Raw genomic sequence first — 16,055 nt, forward strand, 5'->3', positions numbered from 1 at the left:
GCCATGACCGATTTTTCCACTGAGCAAACTGTTGCCCGCACTGACATTCCCATCGCGGATTTGATCGATCTGCGCGAAACCCGGTCCCAGGCGCTTGCGCCCGATGGCGGTCTTATGGCCTGCATTTCAAACCGGTCAGGCTTGCCCCAGATCTGGTTCTGCGACCCGGATGGCGGGAACATGCGCCAAGCGACCGACCTGCCGGAGCGGGTGGATCAGATCGCGTTCTCGCCCAAGAATCGCGACCTGCTGTTCACCACCGATGTCGGGATGGATGAACGCTTCCAGCTCTGGCTGCTGCCGCAGGCATCGGGACAGGCGTATCCGCTGACCTCGGCGCCTGGCGTGGTGCACAAATGGGGCGCCTGGAAGCCGTGCGGCACCCAGATTGCCTGGACGGCCAATGACCGGGATCCCTATCTGATGGATGTCGTCGTCATGGATCTGGCCACCGGTCAAACCGAGAGGGTACGAAAGGGCGCCGGTTTTCAAGAAGTGCTGGCATGGACGCCGGATGGCGGCAGTCTCATCCTGCGCGACTCGACTCGCGGAACCGCTGATCAGGATCTGTTGCTGTTGTCGCTGCAGACGGGCGAGGTCCGGCCATTCCTGCCGCGGGCCGGACGAACGATTTTCCGTTCGGTCAAGCTGCACAAGGACGGATCCGGCGCCTTCGTGCTGTGCGACCAGGCGCGCGATTTCCATGCGGTGCAATGGCTGGATTTCGCGGAGCAACGCGTCAGCGTGCTTGCCTCGATTGAAGGACACGACATCGACGCCTTCGCGCTCACGCCCGATCATGCCCGCATGGCGCTGGCCGTCAACCGCGACGGCTACACAACGTTGATGGCGACTGGGGACACGCTGGCCGATCTGCGCGAAATTGCCTTGCCGTTTGCCGGCGTGGCAACGTCGCTGGCCTGCGCCCCGGATGGCGACCTTCTGGCCACCCTTGAGAGCCCGGTGCAGCCTCCGTCCGTTTGGCGCTGCAACCCGGCTACCGGCCGCTGCACCCAGGTCACGCCGCCCGTCCCGGGCAAGGTGGATCTGCGGTCGCTGGCGATGCCGGAGCCCGCGCGCCTGGCAAGCTTTGACGGCACCGTGGTGCCTTATCTGGTGTACCCACCTATGGGCGAAAAGCCCGCGGCAGGCTGGCCGGTGCTCTTCATCGTTCATGGCGGGCCCGAGATGCAGTGGCTGCCAAACTTTCGCGCCGACGTGCAGCATTACCTGTCGCGCGGAATCATGGTCATCGCCCCGAATGTACGCGGATCGACGGGCTACGGACGTCCATATCATCAGGCCGACGACGCAGGCAAGCGCATGGATGCGGTGGGCGATCTGCTGGAGCTTGCGCGCGCCATTGCCGCGCGGCCCGACGTGGACGCTTCGCGGATCGGGGTCATGGGCCAGTCCTACGGTGGATTCATGGTGCTGGCCGCGTTGACCGAGGCGCCGGAGCTATGGCGCACTGGCGTCGATATCTACGGAATCTCCAACTTCACCACGTTGATGGAGACCACCGGCCCATGGCGGCGGGCGATGCGCGCCGCCGAGTATGGAGACCCTGTGCGCGATGCCGGCTTTCTTGCAAGCATTTCGCCCGTGCACGCGCTGCGACGGGTAAGGGCGCCCTTGCTGGTCGTGCATTGCGCCGACGATCCGCGCGTGCCGCCGGAGCAGGGCGAACAGGTTTTCTCGCGTCTGCGGGGTTTGGGCTATCCGGTCGAAATCCTGCGTGTGCCACATGAGGGTCATGGCTTCTCAAGAGTCAGCAGCAAGCAGCGCGCTTATGGCACGGTCGCCGCATGGCTGGCCAACACCCTCTAACCGTAGCAGTCGTACAACTTTGCTCAGGAGTTCATATCTTGAAGAACGGTGTCAAACGCAATATCGCCCTGCTTTCGGCGCTGAGTGCATTCACGCTGCCGGCCGCCGGCGCCACCCCCGGCAACGCGCTGGTCATGGCCAGCAACATCGATGCGATCTCGACCTTTGACCCGGCGCAGGTGGCCGAGGCTCTCACCGCGGAGATCTTGGCAAACGTCTGCGACGCGCTGGTGGCATCCGACCCGCAAGACGCGTCGAAGTATGTTCCGGCCCTGGCCAAGAGCTGGGAAGCCTCGGAAGACGGCAAGACCATCACGTTCCACCTGCAGGACAACATCGTTTTTCCGGACGGCAGCCCCGCGAAGGCCAGCGACCTGATCTGGTCGATGCGCCGCGTGCTTTCCCAAGGCTTCGGCAATGCCGCGACCCTGACCGAGTTTGGCTTCGACAAGCAGAACATGGAGCAAACGATCACGGCGCCCGATGACAAGACCATCGTGCTCAAGCTCGACAGGCCCTATCCGGTGGAGCTTGTCGTGGGGTCCATCGCCGAAAACCGCGTGGCGTACATGCTCAACCGCAAAGCCGTCGAATCCCGTGCCAAGGGCGACGACATGGGCAACGGCTGGCTGAACTCGAATACATCCTGTGTCGGTCCCTACAGCCTTGCGCGCTGGAACCAGGGCGAATCCGTGGTCCTGCAAGCCAACGAACACTATAGCGGTCCGTCCGGGAACAAGCTCAAGCGGATCGTCATCCGCCATGTGGCCGAGGCCGGCACCCAGCGCCTCTTGCTTGAGAAAGGCGACATCGATGTTGCGCGCAACCTGAATCCCAACGACCTAAAAGCCATAGCCGCGAACGACAAGCTCCAGGTTTCGAGTTCGCTGCAGCCCACGATGTACTACCTGGGAATGAGCCTGTCGGATCCGATTTTTGCCAAAGAGAAAGTGCGTCTGGCGATGCGTTACCTGATCGACTACCAGGGCCTCGCGGCCAGCGTGATGAAAGACATCGGCGTGCCGCGCGCAAGCTTCGTGCAGCTTGGCGCCTTTGGAGCGCTGGACCAGAAAGAGGGCCAGCCTTTCAAGCTGGATGTGGAGAAGGCCAGGCAATTGCTGGCCGAGGCCGGCTATCCGAACGGCTTCAGCTTCAAAATGATCATAGGCTCGGACCCCTATGCCGACCCCATCGCCCAGACGATGCAGCAAGCCGCGGCGAAGGCGGGCATTACGATGAGCATCGAAAGAATGGCCAATGCCCAACTCTATGCCAAGACCCGCGCCCGCGATTTCCAGGGCGCGCTGCTGGGCTTCAAGGCCTCGGTCGCGGACGCAAACAGCATGGCATCGCGTTTCGTCGCCAATCCCGACAACGCGTTGGAGGCCAAGCTGACGCAGTATCCCAGCTGGCGCTCGTCTTACTACAGCGAAGACATGAACAAGGAAGTCGAAGCGGCGCTCTTCGAGCGCGACCCGGCTAAGCGCCAGCAGATGTACCACGACCTACAGCGCGAGATCATGCAGAAGGGGCCGATGGCCTACATCATGCAGATCCAGCACAACGCCGCCATGTTGAAGACGGTGCACAACTGGAAATGGAACGGCTTTCGCGTCTACTACGGCGACGCGACGAAATAAGGCGCCAAGATGACTGAACTTGATTGCACCAATCCCGAAGGTTCCTGGGAAGGCGCCGACCCGATAGCCGCCGGCTGGAAGGCCGGCGGCCTGGACGCCGTGAAGTCTCTTTGCGAAACTCAGGAGACCGACTGCCTACTGATCGTCCAGGGCGGAAAGATCGTCTGGTCCTGGGGCGACATCACGCACAAGTATCTTTGCCATTCGATGCGCAAGTCGTTCCTGGCGGCGATGATGGGCGAGGACATTGCCTCGGGCGTCATCCGGCTGGAGGCGACCCTCGAAGAGCTGGGCATAGACGACAACGAAGGGCTGTCCATCATCGAGAAGCGCGCGGATGTCCACGACCTGCTCACCGCGCGTTCGGGCATCTATCATCCTGCCGGCTATGAAACCGAATGGATGAAGATGATCAAGGAAAAGCGCCATTCGCACTCGCCCGGCACCTTCTGGTGCTACAACAACTGGGACTTCAACGCCCTGGGCACGATATTCGTTCAGCAGACCGGAAAATCCGTCGCCCAGGCCTTTGCCGACCGCATCGCCAGCCATGTGCGCATGGAAGATTTCAGCCTGGAAGGCGAGAGGCCGGACGCGTGGCTCGAGACCTTCGAGGAAAGCCGGCACAACGCCTATCCTTTCCGCATGTCTTCGCGCGATCTGGCGCGCTTTGGACAGCTCCTGCTGCAAAAGGGACGCTGGTCGGGGCGCCAGGTGCTGCCCGAAGGCTGGGCCGAAGAAAACGTCCTGCCTTATTCGCATGCCGGCCAGCAGGGCGCTTACGGCTATATGTGGTGGCTGGAGCGCGACGGTGTCTTCGTGCCGGGCTGCGTCACCCCGAAGGGCAGCTATGCCGCGATGGGAGCAGGCGGGCATTACTGCCTGGTGGTCCCGGCGCTGGATATGGTGGTGATACACCGCGTGGATACGGACATCAAAGGCCGCGCGATCAGCAAGCCTGGGTTTGGCAGGCTGCTGAAGGCGATATTTGCGGCCAGGGGGTGATGGCTGGCCTTCGCTTTTTGGCCATGCCGGCGGTTACTCGATCTTGATTCCCGCGCGATCGATGACGCCGGTCCATTTCTGGACTTCGGAACCGACCAGCTTCTTGAACTCAGCCGGGGAGCTGGCCACGATTTCCACGCCCTGTTTGCCGAATCTATCGATCACGTCTTTATCCCGCAGCATGCCCGTCATGCCCGCATTCACTTTCTTCACGACATCCGCGGGCGTGCCTGCCGGGGCTTGCATGCCAAACCACACCGTCACCTCATATCCGGGCACGCCAGCTTCGACCACGGTTGGAACATCGGGCAGCAGCGCAGGACGCTTGGCGCCCGTGGCAGCCAGCCCGGCGAGCTTGCCCGCCATGAGGTTGGGGTAGACGTTCGGCAAGTTGTCGAACAAGACATCGATATCCCCGGCAAGAAGGGCGGAAACAGCAGGAGCACTGCCCTTGTAGGGAATGTGGGTCATCTTGGTGCCCGTCAATTCCAGGAACAGCTCCATCGACAGATGGTTCGATGAACCGGAGCCCGTCGAGCCATAGTTGAGCTTGCCCGGGTTGGCCTTGGCGTAAGCGATAAGCGCTTTGACGTTCTTGAACGGCGAGTCGGCACGCACGGCAAGAATATTCTGTGTGCTGCCCGCCCAGATCACCGGTTCGAAATCCTTGAGGGCGTCGTAGGGCATCTTTTCTCGGTAAAGCCCAGGCAGCGCCGAGAACGGCAGCGGCGTGATCAATAAGGTATAGCCGTCCGGCGCCGACTGCGCGACGATGGTGTTGCCGATCAAGGTGTTTCCGCCGGGCTTGTTCTCGACGACCACCGACTGTTTCCATGCCTTGGTGAGGTACTCGCTGGCTGTCCTGGCGAGCGTGTCGTTGAACCCGCCTGGCGTATAGGGAACAACGATCCGGACAGGCTTGCTGGGGTAGGTTTCCGCCGCGTTGGCCAGGAATGGACTGGCCGACGCTAGCGCGAGACTCAGGCCACCCAGCAGCGAGATCAGTTTTTTAATGTTCATGATTGTCTCCTCGACCCTGGGGTCTTGTGTCTATTGATCTAGAACTTCACGACATATCCCGGCCCATCCACTGCTGGAAACTTGTTGAATATGGACTCGTCGACGTCCACCCCCAGGCCGGGCCCGGTGGGCGGTTCCACGCAACCGTCCGCGCCGATCGCGAAGGTTGAGCCGAACATGTCCCGGAACGGATTGAAGTGCGAAACGCAGGCTTCGAAATACCCGGCGTTCTCGGTTGCCGCCAGAAAATGCAGCGTTGCGGCGTGATTCAGGCCGGTTGCCGAGCTGTGCGCATTGATGGGGATACGGAAGGCGGAAGCCATCGCGGCGATCCGCAGGGCCTCGGTAATGCCGCCGGTCTTCGAGAGATCCGGTTGCCAGACCTGTACCGCTCCCGCCTCAAGCATCTGGGCGAACTCAAACCGCATGAAGTGGTTTTCGCCTGCGGCAAGCGGAACAATCGGAGTGATCTTGGCCGCTTCGCGATAGGAGGCGAAGTCGTTGCACGCAAACGGTTCCTCCAGCCAGCCCGCCTGAATGTCCGCCAGCACCGGCAGCACGCGGCGCGCCTGGGCAATGGTGTAGGCCGTGTTCGCATCGGTCAGGATATCGATGTCGTCTCCCAGCACTTTCCGTACGTGCAGGCAGCGGGCAATATCGTCCTTGACCGTGTCGCCGATGCGCAGCTTGACCGCGCGGTAGCCTTGCTCGATGTATGACTGCGCTTCTTCCGCCAGGGCTTGCGGTGCCTGGTATCCCAGGGCAATGCCGCCGGCGTAGGCAGGCAGGCGCTTGCGCGAGCCGCCCAATAGTTCATAGAGCGGCATGTTGGCCGCTTTGCCGCGGATGTCCCACAAAGCCATATCGATGCCGGACAACGCCAGGGCGGTGCCGGCCCCCAGGCCATGGCTCGAAAACTGCATGCGATGCACACGCTGCCATGCGCCCACGACGTCGGTCGCGGGCATGCCGACAAGCAGCGGCGACAGTGTGTTGTGGATGAGGCTGACAATGGCCCCCGGGCTGCGCCCAGGATGCGATTCGCCGTAGCCCACGATGCCTTCGGATGTTTCCACGCGCACGACGATGGCATCGCGCTTCAACGTACTGCCCACTCCCATGGTCACTGTCTTGCCTTCGGGCAGACGGTAGGAAATTGGCACTGCGGTAATGTGGGTGATTTTCACGGGATCTCCTTTTTTACACAGCATTCACGATTGACGGGACGGACCGGGCGATACGCGCGGCTTTGGTTGGGTTGAGTCATTTCCCTGCGGCGGCAGCGGGTGGCGCGCCGCCAAGACGGTCAATCAGCACAGGCACCGGAGATTGTCCGAGGCCTGCCTGGGTGGCGTCTTCATATAGCTGCCTGACTGCCAGGGCAAGCACATCATGAGCGCTTTGCTCTTCGGCCATGGTGCAGTAGTAGCCCATGTCCTTCAGCGCATTGGATATCGAGAATCGGAAGCCCGAAGGATCTTCGGATTCGATATAAGGGCGCAGGCGATTCAGCACGACGCCGCCACCGCCGCCCGCGGCCAGAATGTCGCAGAATGTCTTCGGGTCCGTTCCCGCCTGCTGTGCGCACGCGGCTGCTTCGGCCAACACAGCCGAGAATCCAAGAGACACATAATTGTGCAGCAGCTTCATCTGGTGGCCGCTGCCCACGCCGCCTGCGTAGGCAATATTCTCGGCATAGCTCCGGAGCACGGGCAGGCAGCGCTCGTAGACCTGCCTGTCGCCGCCCACGATCAGGTTCAGGCGGCCCTCCGCGGCTTCCTTGGGTGTGCGCGTCATCGGGGCATCCAGGAAGTATCCGCCCGCATCCTGAACGGCTTTGGCGATCTTGCGGGTAGAAGAGGGGATGGCTGTGGAGCAGTCGATCACCGTGGCGCCGCGCCTCAGGCCCTGCAGCACGCCATTCTGCTGGAAGAGAACCTCTTCCACCTGGGGAGATCCCGTCACGCAGAGAATCAGGATGTCGACCTCGGCGGCCAGATCCGAAGCCTGGCGGCGGGTGTTCGCCCCGCCTGCAAGCAAGTCATCCAAAGGCTGGTTGCCGGGATGCTCCAGCACGGTCAAGGGAAAGCCGTTGCGCAAGAGGCTGGCGCCAATGCCCGAGCCCATCATGCCGGCGCCAATCAGGCCGATGCTCGGCTTTTTTTCTGTCATGGGGATTGCTCCTGAAACCGTCCAGTCCGACCTAGGCGGCGCCCAGGCCGCCGGCGCAGATGTATTTGATCTCGACGTAATCGTCCACGCCGTACTTCGACCCTTCGCGGCCGATGCCGGATTCCTTGATGCCGCCGAAAGGCGCCAATTCGGTCGAGATGATGCCCTCGTTCAGGCCCACGATGCCGGTCTCGAGCGCTTCCGCGACGCGCCAGGCGCGGCGGTAGTCCGACGTGTAGAAATAGGCGGCAAGTCCAAACGGCGTATCGTTTGCAAGGTCGATGACTTCCTGTTCGGCGCTGAACCGTATCAGCGGGGCAACGGGTCCGAAAGTCTCTTCCTGCATCAGCTTTGCCTGCCGCGAAACATTCACGAGAATGGACGGCTCGTAAAACAAGCCGCCAAGTTCATGCGTGCGGCCGCCTATCAGCGCGCTCGCCCCGCCAGCAATGGCGTCGTCCACATGCTCTTGCACCTTGTCGACAGCCGCCTGGTCGATCAGTGGGCCGAGATCGACGTCCTCTTGAAGGCCGGCGCCCACTCGCAAGGACAGCACTGCCTGCTTGAGACGCTCGGCGAACGCGTCATAGATGCCGTCCTGCACGAAAATCCGGTTCGCGCACACGCAGGTCTGGCCTGCATTGCGAAACTTCGATGCCATGGCGCCGGCCACGGCCAGGTCGAGATCGGCGTCATCGAACACGATGAAGGGCGCATTGCCGCCCAGCTCCATCGATACTTTCTTCATGGTGCCCGCGCACTGTTGCATCAGCAGCTTGCCGACGCTGGTCGAGCCGGTAAACGACAGTTTGCGGACCAGGGGATTGCTGGTGATTTCTTCACCGACGGTTCCGGAGTTTCCCGTTACCACGTTGAGCACGCCTGGGGGAATGCCGGCTTCCTGAGCCAATGCGGCAAGCGCGAGCGCAGAGTAGGGCGTGGACGTGGCGGGCTTGATGACTATCGTGCAGCCGGCGGCCAGCGCCGCGCCGGCTTTGCGGGTGATCATCGCGTTAGGGAAGTTCCACGGCGTAATGGCGGCCACCACCCCGACAGGCTGCTTGATGACGATAATGCGGCGGTCTGCCGTGGCTGCCGGAATGACGTCGCCATAAACGCGCTTCGCCTCTTCCGCAAACCACTCCAGGAATGACGCGCCGTAGGCGATCTCGCCACGGGATTCCTTGATGGGTTTGCCTTGTTCCAGCGTCAGCAGCGTGGCCAGGTCTTCCTGGTGCGCCATGCACAATTCGTACCATCGGCGGATCAATTGCGCGCGCGGCTTGGCAGCCATTGCACGCCACGCCGGCAGCGCGCGGTTCGCGGCCTCGATGGCCTGGCGCACATCAGGCCCGCTGAGCGAGGGCACCGTGCCGAGCACGGTTCCGTCCGCGGGGTTGGCGACGTCTATGGTTTTCCCGCTGGACGCATTGATCCATTGGCCGTCTACATGGCATTGCTGCCGGAATAGCTCAGGTCGTTTCAGGTTCATCAGGAGTCTCGTGACATGGGGGGGCTAGCGTGGATTGAGCAGGTTGTCGGGTACGGCGCCGCGGTAGAGGGCGTCCAGACCATTGATCAATAGCCAGCCCATGGCATCGCGGGTTTCCTGGGTGGCGCTGCCGATGTGCGGAGACAGGAATACGTTGTCCAGCTCGCGGTAGCGCGGGTCGATATTGGGCTCGTTGGCGTACACGTCCAGCCCCGCCGCAAACAGGCGCCCGGTCGATAGCGCGCTGGTCAATGCGTCGTCGTCCACCAGATCGCCGCGCGAAATATTCACCAGCACGGCGCGCTCGGGCATGCACGCGATGCGTTCGGCGTTGATGATCCCTTTCAATTGCGGGGAACCGGGAGCCGCTATCACCAGCACATCGGCAATTCGCAGTGCCTGGTCGAGGTTCGCGTGGTAGATGGCGCCAGCGGCCTGTTCGGGCGCAAGCGCGCGCCGGTTGTGATAGTGGATTTCCATGCCGAAGGCCTGGGCCCGCGCCGCGACTTCCCGGCCTATGCGGCCCATGCCGAACACCAGGACCCGCTTTCCCTTCAGGCCGATTCCCAGTAATTGCGTGGGGCTCCAGCCCGGCCAGCGGCCGCCGCGCACCATGCGGTCCGCTTCGTGTCCACGGCGGCATGCGTTGAGCATCAACATCATTGCGACTTCAGCGCAGGCGTCGCTCAGCACATCGGGCGTGTGCAAAACGCCGATGCCCAACTCGCGCGCGGCAGCCATATCGATGTGGTCGTAGCCCACTGAAAGCGTTGCGACGTAGCGCAAGGTTGGGGCTAGTTGGCGTAGAACCTGCTCGTTGATCTGCTCGGTCGCACTGGCGAACAGCACTTCGGATCCCCGCGCCGATTGCACGATTTCGTCAGGAGACAAGATGCCGTCCGGCTCGTTGAGCCGCAAGTCGTAGCGTTTTGCCAGGGCGGCTTCGACACTTTCGGTGAACCGGCGGCATAGGTATGCCCGGGGCGTTGTTGCGTTGGCTGCCATCTCCCGCGATGCCTCCCTTGTGATTTTTTGATATTATTAATTTGTCGTACCAATTTATCAACAAACAAAATTTCGAGCTGCTAGTAGTTGCCCTAACCGCCGCGGCCAGCCCGCCAGGCGAGAGGCCAAGCTTCCAGCCCGCAAGACGGAAGGATCAAAGGGCGCTCGTCGAGTCATGCAAGAGAACAAGCAAAGCGGTGAAAGAACGCTGGCCGACCGGCTTACGGACATGCTGGCCGAGGAGATCCGCCGTGGCGCATATCCGGTGGATTCCAGGCTGCCCACCGAAAGATTCATGACGCAGCAGTATGGCGTCAGCCGTACCGTCGTCCGGGAAGTGATTTCGCGCCTGAAGTCAGCGGGTCTGGTGGATACCCGCCAGGGTAGCGGGACGGTCGTGCTTGACCCCGCATCCAGCGACGCTTTCCGGCTTGGCCAGCCTGACGAAGACCCTGCCCGCGGGGTGCTGCGCATCATTGAATTGCGTCGCGGCCTGGAAGGGGAAATGGCAGCTTTGGCGGCGGAGCGGCGCACCGCGCAGGACATGCTGCGCATCAATCGGGCGCTCGTCGACATCGACAACGCTGTCGACTTGGGCGGTGATGGCGTGGAGGAAGACCTGGCATTTCATATTGCCATCGCCCGCGCCACCGGCAACCCGCATTATCCGGAGTTGCTTGGCATGCTGACCCGGGCCCTGAAAGATGCCATACGGGTCACGCGCGGCAACGAAGCGCGCCAAGCGCAACTGGCCGACGACGTGCGCAGCGAACACGAGGCGATACGTGCCGCAATCGAAAGCCAGGACATCGACGCGGCCAGGGCTGCGGCGTTTCACCACATGCTGAGCACCGCAAAGCGCATTCAGAATGTGGACCCCGAGTATTGGCAAGGCGCCAGCCGGGCGGCGGCCGGCAGGTTGGCGCGGACCCGGTTGGCGGCGGAGCTCAGGAAAAGAAAATAGGCATGCCATGCAAGGCCCCCGGGCTTGCGGCGGCAACACTCCCCGCAGCGTCCTAGGAAAAATGCACCGAGATGCTGCCGAGCTTGCCGTAGTCGGCATGCAGGGTGTCGCCGCTTTTCACCGCCACGGTGCGGGTAAACGACCCGGCCAGCACGATCTGCCCGGCGGCCAGGCCCGTGTCGTGCTGGGCCAGCTTGTTGGCGAGCCAGGCGATGCCCAGCGCCGGATGCCCGAGCACGGCGGCCGACACGCCCGACTCCTCGATCACGCCGTTCTTCAGGAGCAGGGCGCCTACCCAGCGCAGGTCGATGTCCAGCGGGCGCACGGGCCGGCCGCCCAGCACGATGCCGGCGCAGGCGGCGTTGTCCGCGATGTTGTCGACGATGCGGCGCGGATACTTGCTGCGCCCGTCAATCAATTCGAGCGCCGGCACGACGTAGTCGGTGGCGTCCAGCACGTCGAACAGGCTGACATCGGGGCCGTGCAGGGGCTTGCCCAGCACGAAGGCCAGCTCCACCTCCACGCGCGGCACGATCAGCTTGCCCATCGGGATGGTCTCGCCATCCTGATAGAACATCGTGTCCAGCAAATGCCCGTAGTCCGGCTCGTCGATTCCCACCGTGCTCTGCATGGCCTTGGAGGTCAGGCCGATCTTGTGGCCGCGCAGCCGGGCCCCGCCGGCGATCTTCTCGTCGATGATGCGTTTCTGGATCGCGTAGGCGTCCGCAATCTCAATGCCCGGAAAGGCCTGGTCGAGCTGGGTGGTGGGCACACCGCTGCGCTCTGCCTCCAGCAGCAGGCCTGCGGCGCGGGCGCGGTCTTCTTCATTGAGCATGGCGGGCTCCTTGTGCGGGTGCGGCCGGTTCGTCGGCCACGGGGTTGGACAGGATGCCGATTCCGGCCACTTCCACCTCGACCACGTCGCCCGGCTTCAGAAAACGCGGCGGGGTGAAGCGCACGCCGGCGCCTATCGGCGTGCCAGTCGAGATCACGTCGCCGGGCTTGAGCGTGGTCCAGATGGAGATGTAGCGGATCAGTTCGGCGAAGGGAAACATCAGGTTGTCGGTCGTGTCCTGCTGGCGCAGCTCGCCGTTCACCCGCGTGCTGACGGTGAGCGGCGCGGCCGGATCGAACTCGTCGGCCGTCACCAGCCACGGCCCCATCGAACCGCTGGCGTCGAAGTTCTTGCCTTGGGTCACGTTGAACTTGCCGTGCTTGATCCAGTCGCGCACCGTGCCCTCGTTCAGGCAGGTCAGGCCCGCGACGTGACTCCAGGCATCCGCCGCCGAGATGCGGCGTCCGGCCTTGCCGATCACGATGGCGATCTCGCCTTCGTAGTCGAGCTGCTCCGACTCGGGCGGGCGCAGCAAGGGCTCTCCGTGCCCCACGAAGGACCCCGGAAAGCGCGGGAACACGCTGGGATAGGCCGGCGGCGCGCTGCCGTCCTGGTATTCCTCGTTGCGCTTGCCGTAGTTCACGCCTACGCAGATGATCTTCTCGGGCGCGGGGACAGGCGGCAACAGCCGCACCTGGTCAAGCCTGTGGGTGACGGGCAGCGCCTCGGCCAGGCGCGCCAGCGCGGGCAGGTCGCCTGCTTCCAGCGCAGCGCGCAGGCTGTCGTGACCATGGCCATCCAGCGCGACGATCTCGTGCTGGCCGCGCAGGGCGCCAAAGCGGGAGCGGCCGTGATGGGTAAAGCTGAGCAGTTTCATTCGTCGAATCCAAACAGGCGGGCGGGGTTGTCGACCAGGATTTTCTTGAGCGTGGCTTCGTCGCCCGCATAGCGCGCCAGCTGGTCCAGCAGGCGGCCTTCGTCGGGTGTGGCCTTCACCGACACCGGATGTGGCCAGTCGCTGCCCCAGACCACGCGGTCCGGATTGGCGGCGATCAGGGATTGGGCCAGCGGGATCACATCGTCCCAGGGCGGGCCCGTGCGCGAGATCTTCTCGGTCAGCGACAACATGATCCAGAAGTTGCCGCGCGCCAGCAGCGCTTCCAGCATGCGGCGGGTAGGATCGGCCGCGCCCGCGCTTGGGTCCGCGCGGCCCATGTGGTCAAGCAGCACCGGAATCTCCAGCCGCTCGAACTGCGCCGCCTGCGCCATCATGCCGTCGGGCTCGGGCTGGAACTTGGCGTACCAGCCCAGCTCGCGAATGCGGGCGATGGCGCGGTCGAACACGGCCGGCGCCATGCTGATGCCCAGGCCCTGGCGCGTGAAGCGCGCGCCGCGCACGCCCGCATCGTGCAGCTTCTGGATGTAGTTGTCGTCGCGCTCTGCCAGCACCACCGCGTTCGCGCAGCCGCGATACGAAGGGCCGGCGGCGGCCAGGCCGTCCAGCACCACCTGGTGATCCGCGCCGTAAGTGGTGGCCTGCACGATCACACCGCGTTCGATGCCCAGCAGCCGGTGCAGGCCCAGCGCGGTCTCGATGGTGGCGCTGGGCATCTCATAGGCCGCGCCCGGACGCACCGGATAGCGCTCCGCGGGGCCGAACACATGAAACTGGCTGTCGCACGAGCGCGGCGGCAGGCGATACGCCGGGGCGGTCGGATGGGAATGGAAAGGCTGGTATTGCGTCATCGTTCTGCGTCCTTATCCGATCACGGCCACGAAATCGCACTCGATGAGCTTGTCGCCATCAAGGTCGGCCTGCATGGTGTGGCGCGCCGGGCGGTTCTCCGCATCCGGAAACGCCTGCAGCCACGCGGTGTTGAGCGCCGAGCGCTGGCTGCGGTCGCGCATCCAGACCGTCATCTTGGCGATGTGGTCCAGCGAGCCGCCGCCCGCCTCCACGATGCGCCGCACATGGTCGAACATCAGCTCGCACTGGCGTTCCAACGACGCGCCGTATGCGCCGGTCGCCGGGTCGGTGCCCTGGATGCTGCCGGAATACAGCATGGAGCCGATCCGGCAGGCGGCGGGAATGGGATTCTTGTGGCTGAAGCCTTCGGCGTAGACGCTGCGTCTGCTCATGGGGGGTTCCGTGTCGGTTCGATATGAGGGAAGGGCGGCCCCGCAAAGATCCGCGAGGGATCGGAGCGGGTTGCCTTGATTTAGTTGGCCGTGATGCCGGCGCGCTTGATGATCGGCGTCCAGCGCGCGTCCTCCGCGGCCAGATAGCGCGTGAACTCCTCGGGTGAACTGCCGCGCGCCTCGGCGCCCAGCTCGTCAAAACGCTGAATGATCGCCGGCTGCGCCAGGATCTTGCCCAGCGCCTCGCTCAGCCGCGCCAGGATGTCGGGCGGCGTGCCCTTAGGGGCAAGCAAGCCGGTGAAAGTCGCCGCCTCCATGCCCTGCACGCCGGCCTCTGCAAACGTGGGCACATCGGGCATGGACGGCAGGCGCTTGGCCGTGGTCACGGCAAGTGCGCGCAACCGGCCGTCCTTCACGTAAGGCAGCGCCACCGAGATCTGATCGAAGTTGAAGTCCACCTGCCCGCCCAACAGATCCGTCGTGGCCGGGGCATTGCCCTTGTACTGCGCCGTCGTCCAGCGAGCGCCCGTCAGCGACTGCAGCAGCTCGCTCACCAGATGATTCGTCGTTCCCGCGCCAGGAGAGGCCATGTTCAGCTTGCCCGGATCCTTCTTCGCCAAGTCCAGCAACTCAGCCAACGTGTTCGCAGGTAAGCCCGGCTTCACCTGCAACACCAACGGCGTGTACGACACCGAACTGATCGGCGCAAAGTCCCGATCCCACTTGTAGGCCTCGCGCTTGAAAATCAGCGGCGAAAACAGCAGCGGACCATTGGCCGCCATGAACAAGGTGTAGCCATCCGGCTCCGACCGCGCCACCTGCTCGCCAGCAATCATTCCGCCCGCGCCCGGCTTGTTCTCCACAATGAACGGCTGCCCAAACGCCGCCTGCAAACCCGGCGCAATCAAACGCGCCGCCACATCCACATTGCCACCCGGCGGGTAGGGCACAACGATCTTCACAGGCTTCTCGGGCCAGGCGGCGTGCGCCAGCGAAGTCAGAACGGTCAGCGCCACCGAGGCGCAGGCGCGAAGCGCATTGCGATGCATGGTTTGTCTCCTGGTCGTGTCATCACGTTTTGTTTGTTGTGTTTGACGACACTCTAGGAATTTGCGCGCGGCGGGACAACGCGAATCTTTTAAAAAGTTCCAGATGTTGGACTCTTTTGCAAGGTCGGGGGGCGGGCGGTGTTGGGCCGGGGGCGATTTCTACGCAGAATTACCCTGGGCGCATATTGCGCGCGCGGATTTATTCATTGTTGAATGTTCAATATCCGGACTACGGAGACACCCCCACCATGCACTTTCCCGCAAGCGACCTGAACCCCGAACAAACCTACCGCCTGATGAGCGGCATCGTCGTGCCCCGGCCCATTGCCTGGATCAGCAGCGTCAACGTCCTGGGCGGCGTCAACCTGGCACCCTTCAGCTGCTACACCTTCGTCTCGAACAAACCCCCGATGATCGGCGTGAACATCGGCCGCAAGGCGGGTAAACGCAAGGACACGGCGGAAAACATCATGGCTAACGGCCACTTCGTCGTGAATATCGGCGACGAGACACTGCTGGACCCGCTGCATGACAGCGCACAGGAACATCCCCCGGAAATCAGCGAGGTGGACGTGCTGGGCCTAAGCGTGCTTCCCGGCGAAGTCATCGCAACGCCCCGCCTGGCCGCCGCACCGATCAGCCTGGAATGCCGCTTTCATAGCGTCACGCCGTTTGGAGAAACCGGCGCGGAGTTCTTCGTGGGCGAAGTGGTGATGTTTCATATCCGCGATGGACTGCTGCAAGACGGCAAGATCGATACAGCCTTACTGCGCCCCATCTGCCGCATCGGCGGGCCGAACTACGCATCGCTAGGCCCCATCGTCACCAAGCGCAGTATTCAACAAACCCCCAAGTCCGTCATCAAACTGGAGGCCGCGTGAGCGAACCAGAAGATAAAAGCGCA

General features: G+C 63.3%; 15 protein-coding genes. 5 read left to right on the forward strand and 10 right to left on the reverse strand.

The window, feature by feature from the left end; translation table 11 throughout:
* Positions 1 to 3: 3 nt before the first annotated feature.
* Genes ACFWP0_RS13195 through ACFWP0_RS13205 form a run of 3 tightly spaced genes read left to right on the forward strand, consistent with a single transcriptional unit; the run spans position 4 to position 4,475 of the window.
* Positions 4 to 1,830 (forward strand): S9 family peptidase, encoded by a 1,827-nt coding sequence (locus ACFWP0_RS13195; protein ID WP_377842581.1) that lies wholly within the window; start codon positions 4 to 6, stop codon positions 1,828 to 1,830.
* A gap of 38 nt (positions 1,831 to 1,868) precedes the next feature.
* Positions 1,869 to 3,470, forward strand: a complete 1,602-nt coding sequence (locus tag ACFWP0_RS13200; RefSeq protein ID WP_377842583.1) for an ABC transporter substrate-binding protein — start codon at positions 1,869 to 1,871, stop codon at positions 3,468 to 3,470.
* A 9-nt stretch (positions 3,471 to 3,479) separates the two neighbouring features.
* Positions 3,480 to 4,475: a serine hydrolase domain-containing protein gene (locus ACFWP0_RS13205; protein ID WP_377842584.1), complete on the forward strand. Its 996-nt coding sequence runs from the start codon at positions 3,480 to 3,482 to the stop codon at positions 4,473 to 4,475.
* Between the two features lie 33 nt (positions 4,476 to 4,508).
* Here ACFWP0_RS13205 and ACFWP0_RS13210 read toward each other — a convergent pair whose 3' ends face one another.
* From ACFWP0_RS13210 to ACFWP0_RS13230, 5 genes are all read right to left on the reverse strand, one after another.
* Entirely contained in the window at positions 4,509 to 5,495 is a 987-nt protein-coding gene (locus ACFWP0_RS13210) for a tripartite tricarboxylate transporter substrate binding protein (RefSeq protein WP_377842586.1), read from the reverse strand.
* Positions 5,496 to 5,533: 38 nt separating this feature from the next.
* Positions 5,534 to 6,682, reverse strand: a complete 1,149-nt coding sequence (locus ACFWP0_RS13215; protein ID WP_377842587.1) for a mandelate racemase/muconate lactonizing enzyme family protein — start codon at positions 6,680 to 6,682, stop codon at positions 5,534 to 5,536.
* A gap of 76 nt (positions 6,683 to 6,758) precedes the next feature.
* Positions 6,759 to 7,667 (reverse strand): NAD(P)-dependent oxidoreductase, encoded by a 909-nt coding sequence (locus ACFWP0_RS13220; protein ID WP_377842589.1) that lies wholly within the window; start codon positions 7,665 to 7,667, stop codon positions 6,759 to 6,761.
* Positions 7,668 to 7,698: 31 nt separating this feature from the next.
* A complete protein-coding gene (locus ACFWP0_RS13225) occupies positions 7,699 to 9,159 on the reverse strand; it encodes an NAD-dependent succinate-semialdehyde dehydrogenase (RefSeq protein WP_377842590.1) in 1,461 nt (486 codons plus the stop codon).
* A 24-nt stretch (positions 9,160 to 9,183) separates the two neighbouring features.
* Positions 9,184 to 10,164, reverse strand: a complete 981-nt coding sequence (locus ACFWP0_RS13230; RefSeq protein WP_377842592.1) for a 2-hydroxyacid dehydrogenase — start codon at positions 10,162 to 10,164, stop codon at positions 9,184 to 9,186.
* A gap of 175 nt (positions 10,165 to 10,339) precedes the next feature.
* Between ACFWP0_RS13230 and ACFWP0_RS13235 the strand changes: the two genes are divergently transcribed.
* Entirely contained in the window at positions 10,340 to 11,128 is a 789-nt protein-coding gene (locus ACFWP0_RS13235) for a FadR/GntR family transcriptional regulator (RefSeq protein ID WP_377842593.1), read from the forward strand.
* Between the two features lie 52 nt (positions 11,129 to 11,180).
* Here ACFWP0_RS13235 and hpaH read toward each other — a convergent pair whose 3' ends face one another.
* From hpaH to ACFWP0_RS13260, 5 genes are all read right to left on the reverse strand, one after another.
* A complete protein-coding gene (gene hpaH / locus ACFWP0_RS13240; RefSeq protein ID WP_377842595.1) occupies positions 11,181 to 11,963 on the reverse strand; it encodes a 2-oxo-hept-4-ene-1,7-dioate hydratase in 783 nt (260 codons plus the stop codon).
* Positions 11,953 to 12,840: a fumarylacetoacetate hydrolase family protein gene (locus ACFWP0_RS13245; protein ID WP_377842596.1), complete on the reverse strand. Its 888-nt coding sequence runs from the start codon at positions 12,838 to 12,840 to the stop codon at positions 11,953 to 11,955. Before ACFWP0_RS13245 ends, hpaH begins: the two co-directional genes overlap by 11 nt.
* Positions 12,837 to 13,709: an amidohydrolase family protein gene (locus ACFWP0_RS13250; RefSeq protein WP_377842598.1), complete on the reverse strand. Its 873-nt coding sequence runs from the start codon at positions 13,707 to 13,709 to the stop codon at positions 12,837 to 12,839. The genes ACFWP0_RS13245 and ACFWP0_RS13250 overlap by 4 nt, the downstream gene beginning before the upstream one ends.
* A gap of 12 nt (positions 13,710 to 13,721) precedes the next feature.
* Positions 13,722 to 14,102 carry a RidA family protein gene (locus tag ACFWP0_RS13255; RefSeq protein ID WP_377842599.1) on the reverse strand — a complete coding sequence of 127 codons (381 nt, stop codon included), beginning with the start codon at positions 14,100 to 14,102 and terminating at the stop codon, positions 13,722 to 13,724.
* 80 nt (positions 14,103 to 14,182) lie between these two features.
* Entirely contained in the window at positions 14,183 to 15,151 is a 969-nt protein-coding gene (locus ACFWP0_RS13260) for a Bug family tripartite tricarboxylate transporter substrate binding protein (RefSeq protein WP_377842600.1), read from the reverse strand.
* Positions 15,152 to 15,399: 248 nt separating this feature from the next.
* Here ACFWP0_RS13260 and ACFWP0_RS13265 point away from each other — a divergent pair, with 248 nt between their 5' ends.
* Positions 15,400 to 16,032 (forward strand): flavin reductase family protein, encoded by a 633-nt coding sequence (locus ACFWP0_RS13265; RefSeq protein WP_377842602.1) that lies wholly within the window; start codon positions 15,400 to 15,402, stop codon positions 16,030 to 16,032.
* The last annotated feature ends 23 nt before the right edge of the window (positions 16,033 to 16,055 follow it).

It is taken from the genome of Achromobacter sp. NPDC058515 (genome assembly GCF_042721735.1).
Classification (GTDB): Bacteria; Pseudomonadota; Gammaproteobacteria; order Burkholderiales; family Burkholderiaceae_B; genus Achromobacter.

Excerpts from the sequence above, each read along its gene's own strand:
- ACFWP0_RS13210 (WP_377842586.1), bottom strand. The coding sequence starts at position 5,495 with ATGAACATTAAAAAACTGATCTCGCTGCTGGGTGGCCTGAGTCTCGCG.
- ACFWP0_RS13205 (WP_377842584.1), top strand. The coding sequence starts at position 3,480 with ATGACTGAACTTGATTGCACCAATCCCGAAGGTTCCTGGGAAGGCGCC.
- ACFWP0_RS13235 (WP_377842593.1), top strand. The coding sequence starts at position 10,340 with ATGCAAGAGAACAAGCAAAGCGGTGAAAGAACGCTGGCCGACCGGCTT.
- hpaH (WP_377842595.1), bottom strand. The coding sequence starts at position 11,963 with ATGCTCAATGAAGAAGACCGCGCCCGCGCCGCAGGCCTGCTGCTGGAG.
- ACFWP0_RS13265 (WP_377842602.1), top strand. The coding sequence starts at position 15,400 with ATGCACTTTCCCGCAAGCGACCTGAACCCCGAACAAACCTACCGCCTG.
- ACFWP0_RS13260 (WP_377842600.1), bottom strand. The coding sequence starts at position 15,151 with ATGCATCGCAATGCGCTTCGCGCCTGCGCCTCGGTGGCGCTGACCGTT.
- ACFWP0_RS13250 (WP_377842598.1), bottom strand. The coding sequence starts at position 13,709 with ATGACGCAATACCAGCCTTTCCATTCCCATCCGACCGCCCCGGCGTAT.
- ACFWP0_RS13230 (WP_377842592.1), bottom strand. The coding sequence starts at position 10,164 with ATGGCAGCCAACGCAACAACGCCCCGGGCATACCTATGCCGCCGGTTC.
- ACFWP0_RS13220 (WP_377842589.1), bottom strand. The coding sequence starts at position 7,667 with ATGACAGAAAAAAAGCCGAGCATCGGCCTGATTGGCGCCGGCATGATG.
- ACFWP0_RS13255 (WP_377842599.1), bottom strand. The coding sequence starts at position 14,102 with ATGAGCAGACGCAGCGTCTACGCCGAAGGCTTCAGCCACAAGAATCCC.
- ACFWP0_RS13195 (WP_377842581.1), top strand. The coding sequence starts at position 4 with ATGACCGATTTTTCCACTGAGCAAACTGTTGCCCGCACTGACATTCCC.
- ACFWP0_RS13225 (WP_377842590.1), bottom strand. The coding sequence starts at position 9,159 with ATGAACCTGAAACGACCTGAGCTATTCCGGCAGCAATGCCATGTAGAC.
- ACFWP0_RS13245 (WP_377842596.1), bottom strand. The coding sequence starts at position 12,840 with ATGAAACTGCTCAGCTTTACCCATCACGGCCGCTCCCGCTTTGGCGCC.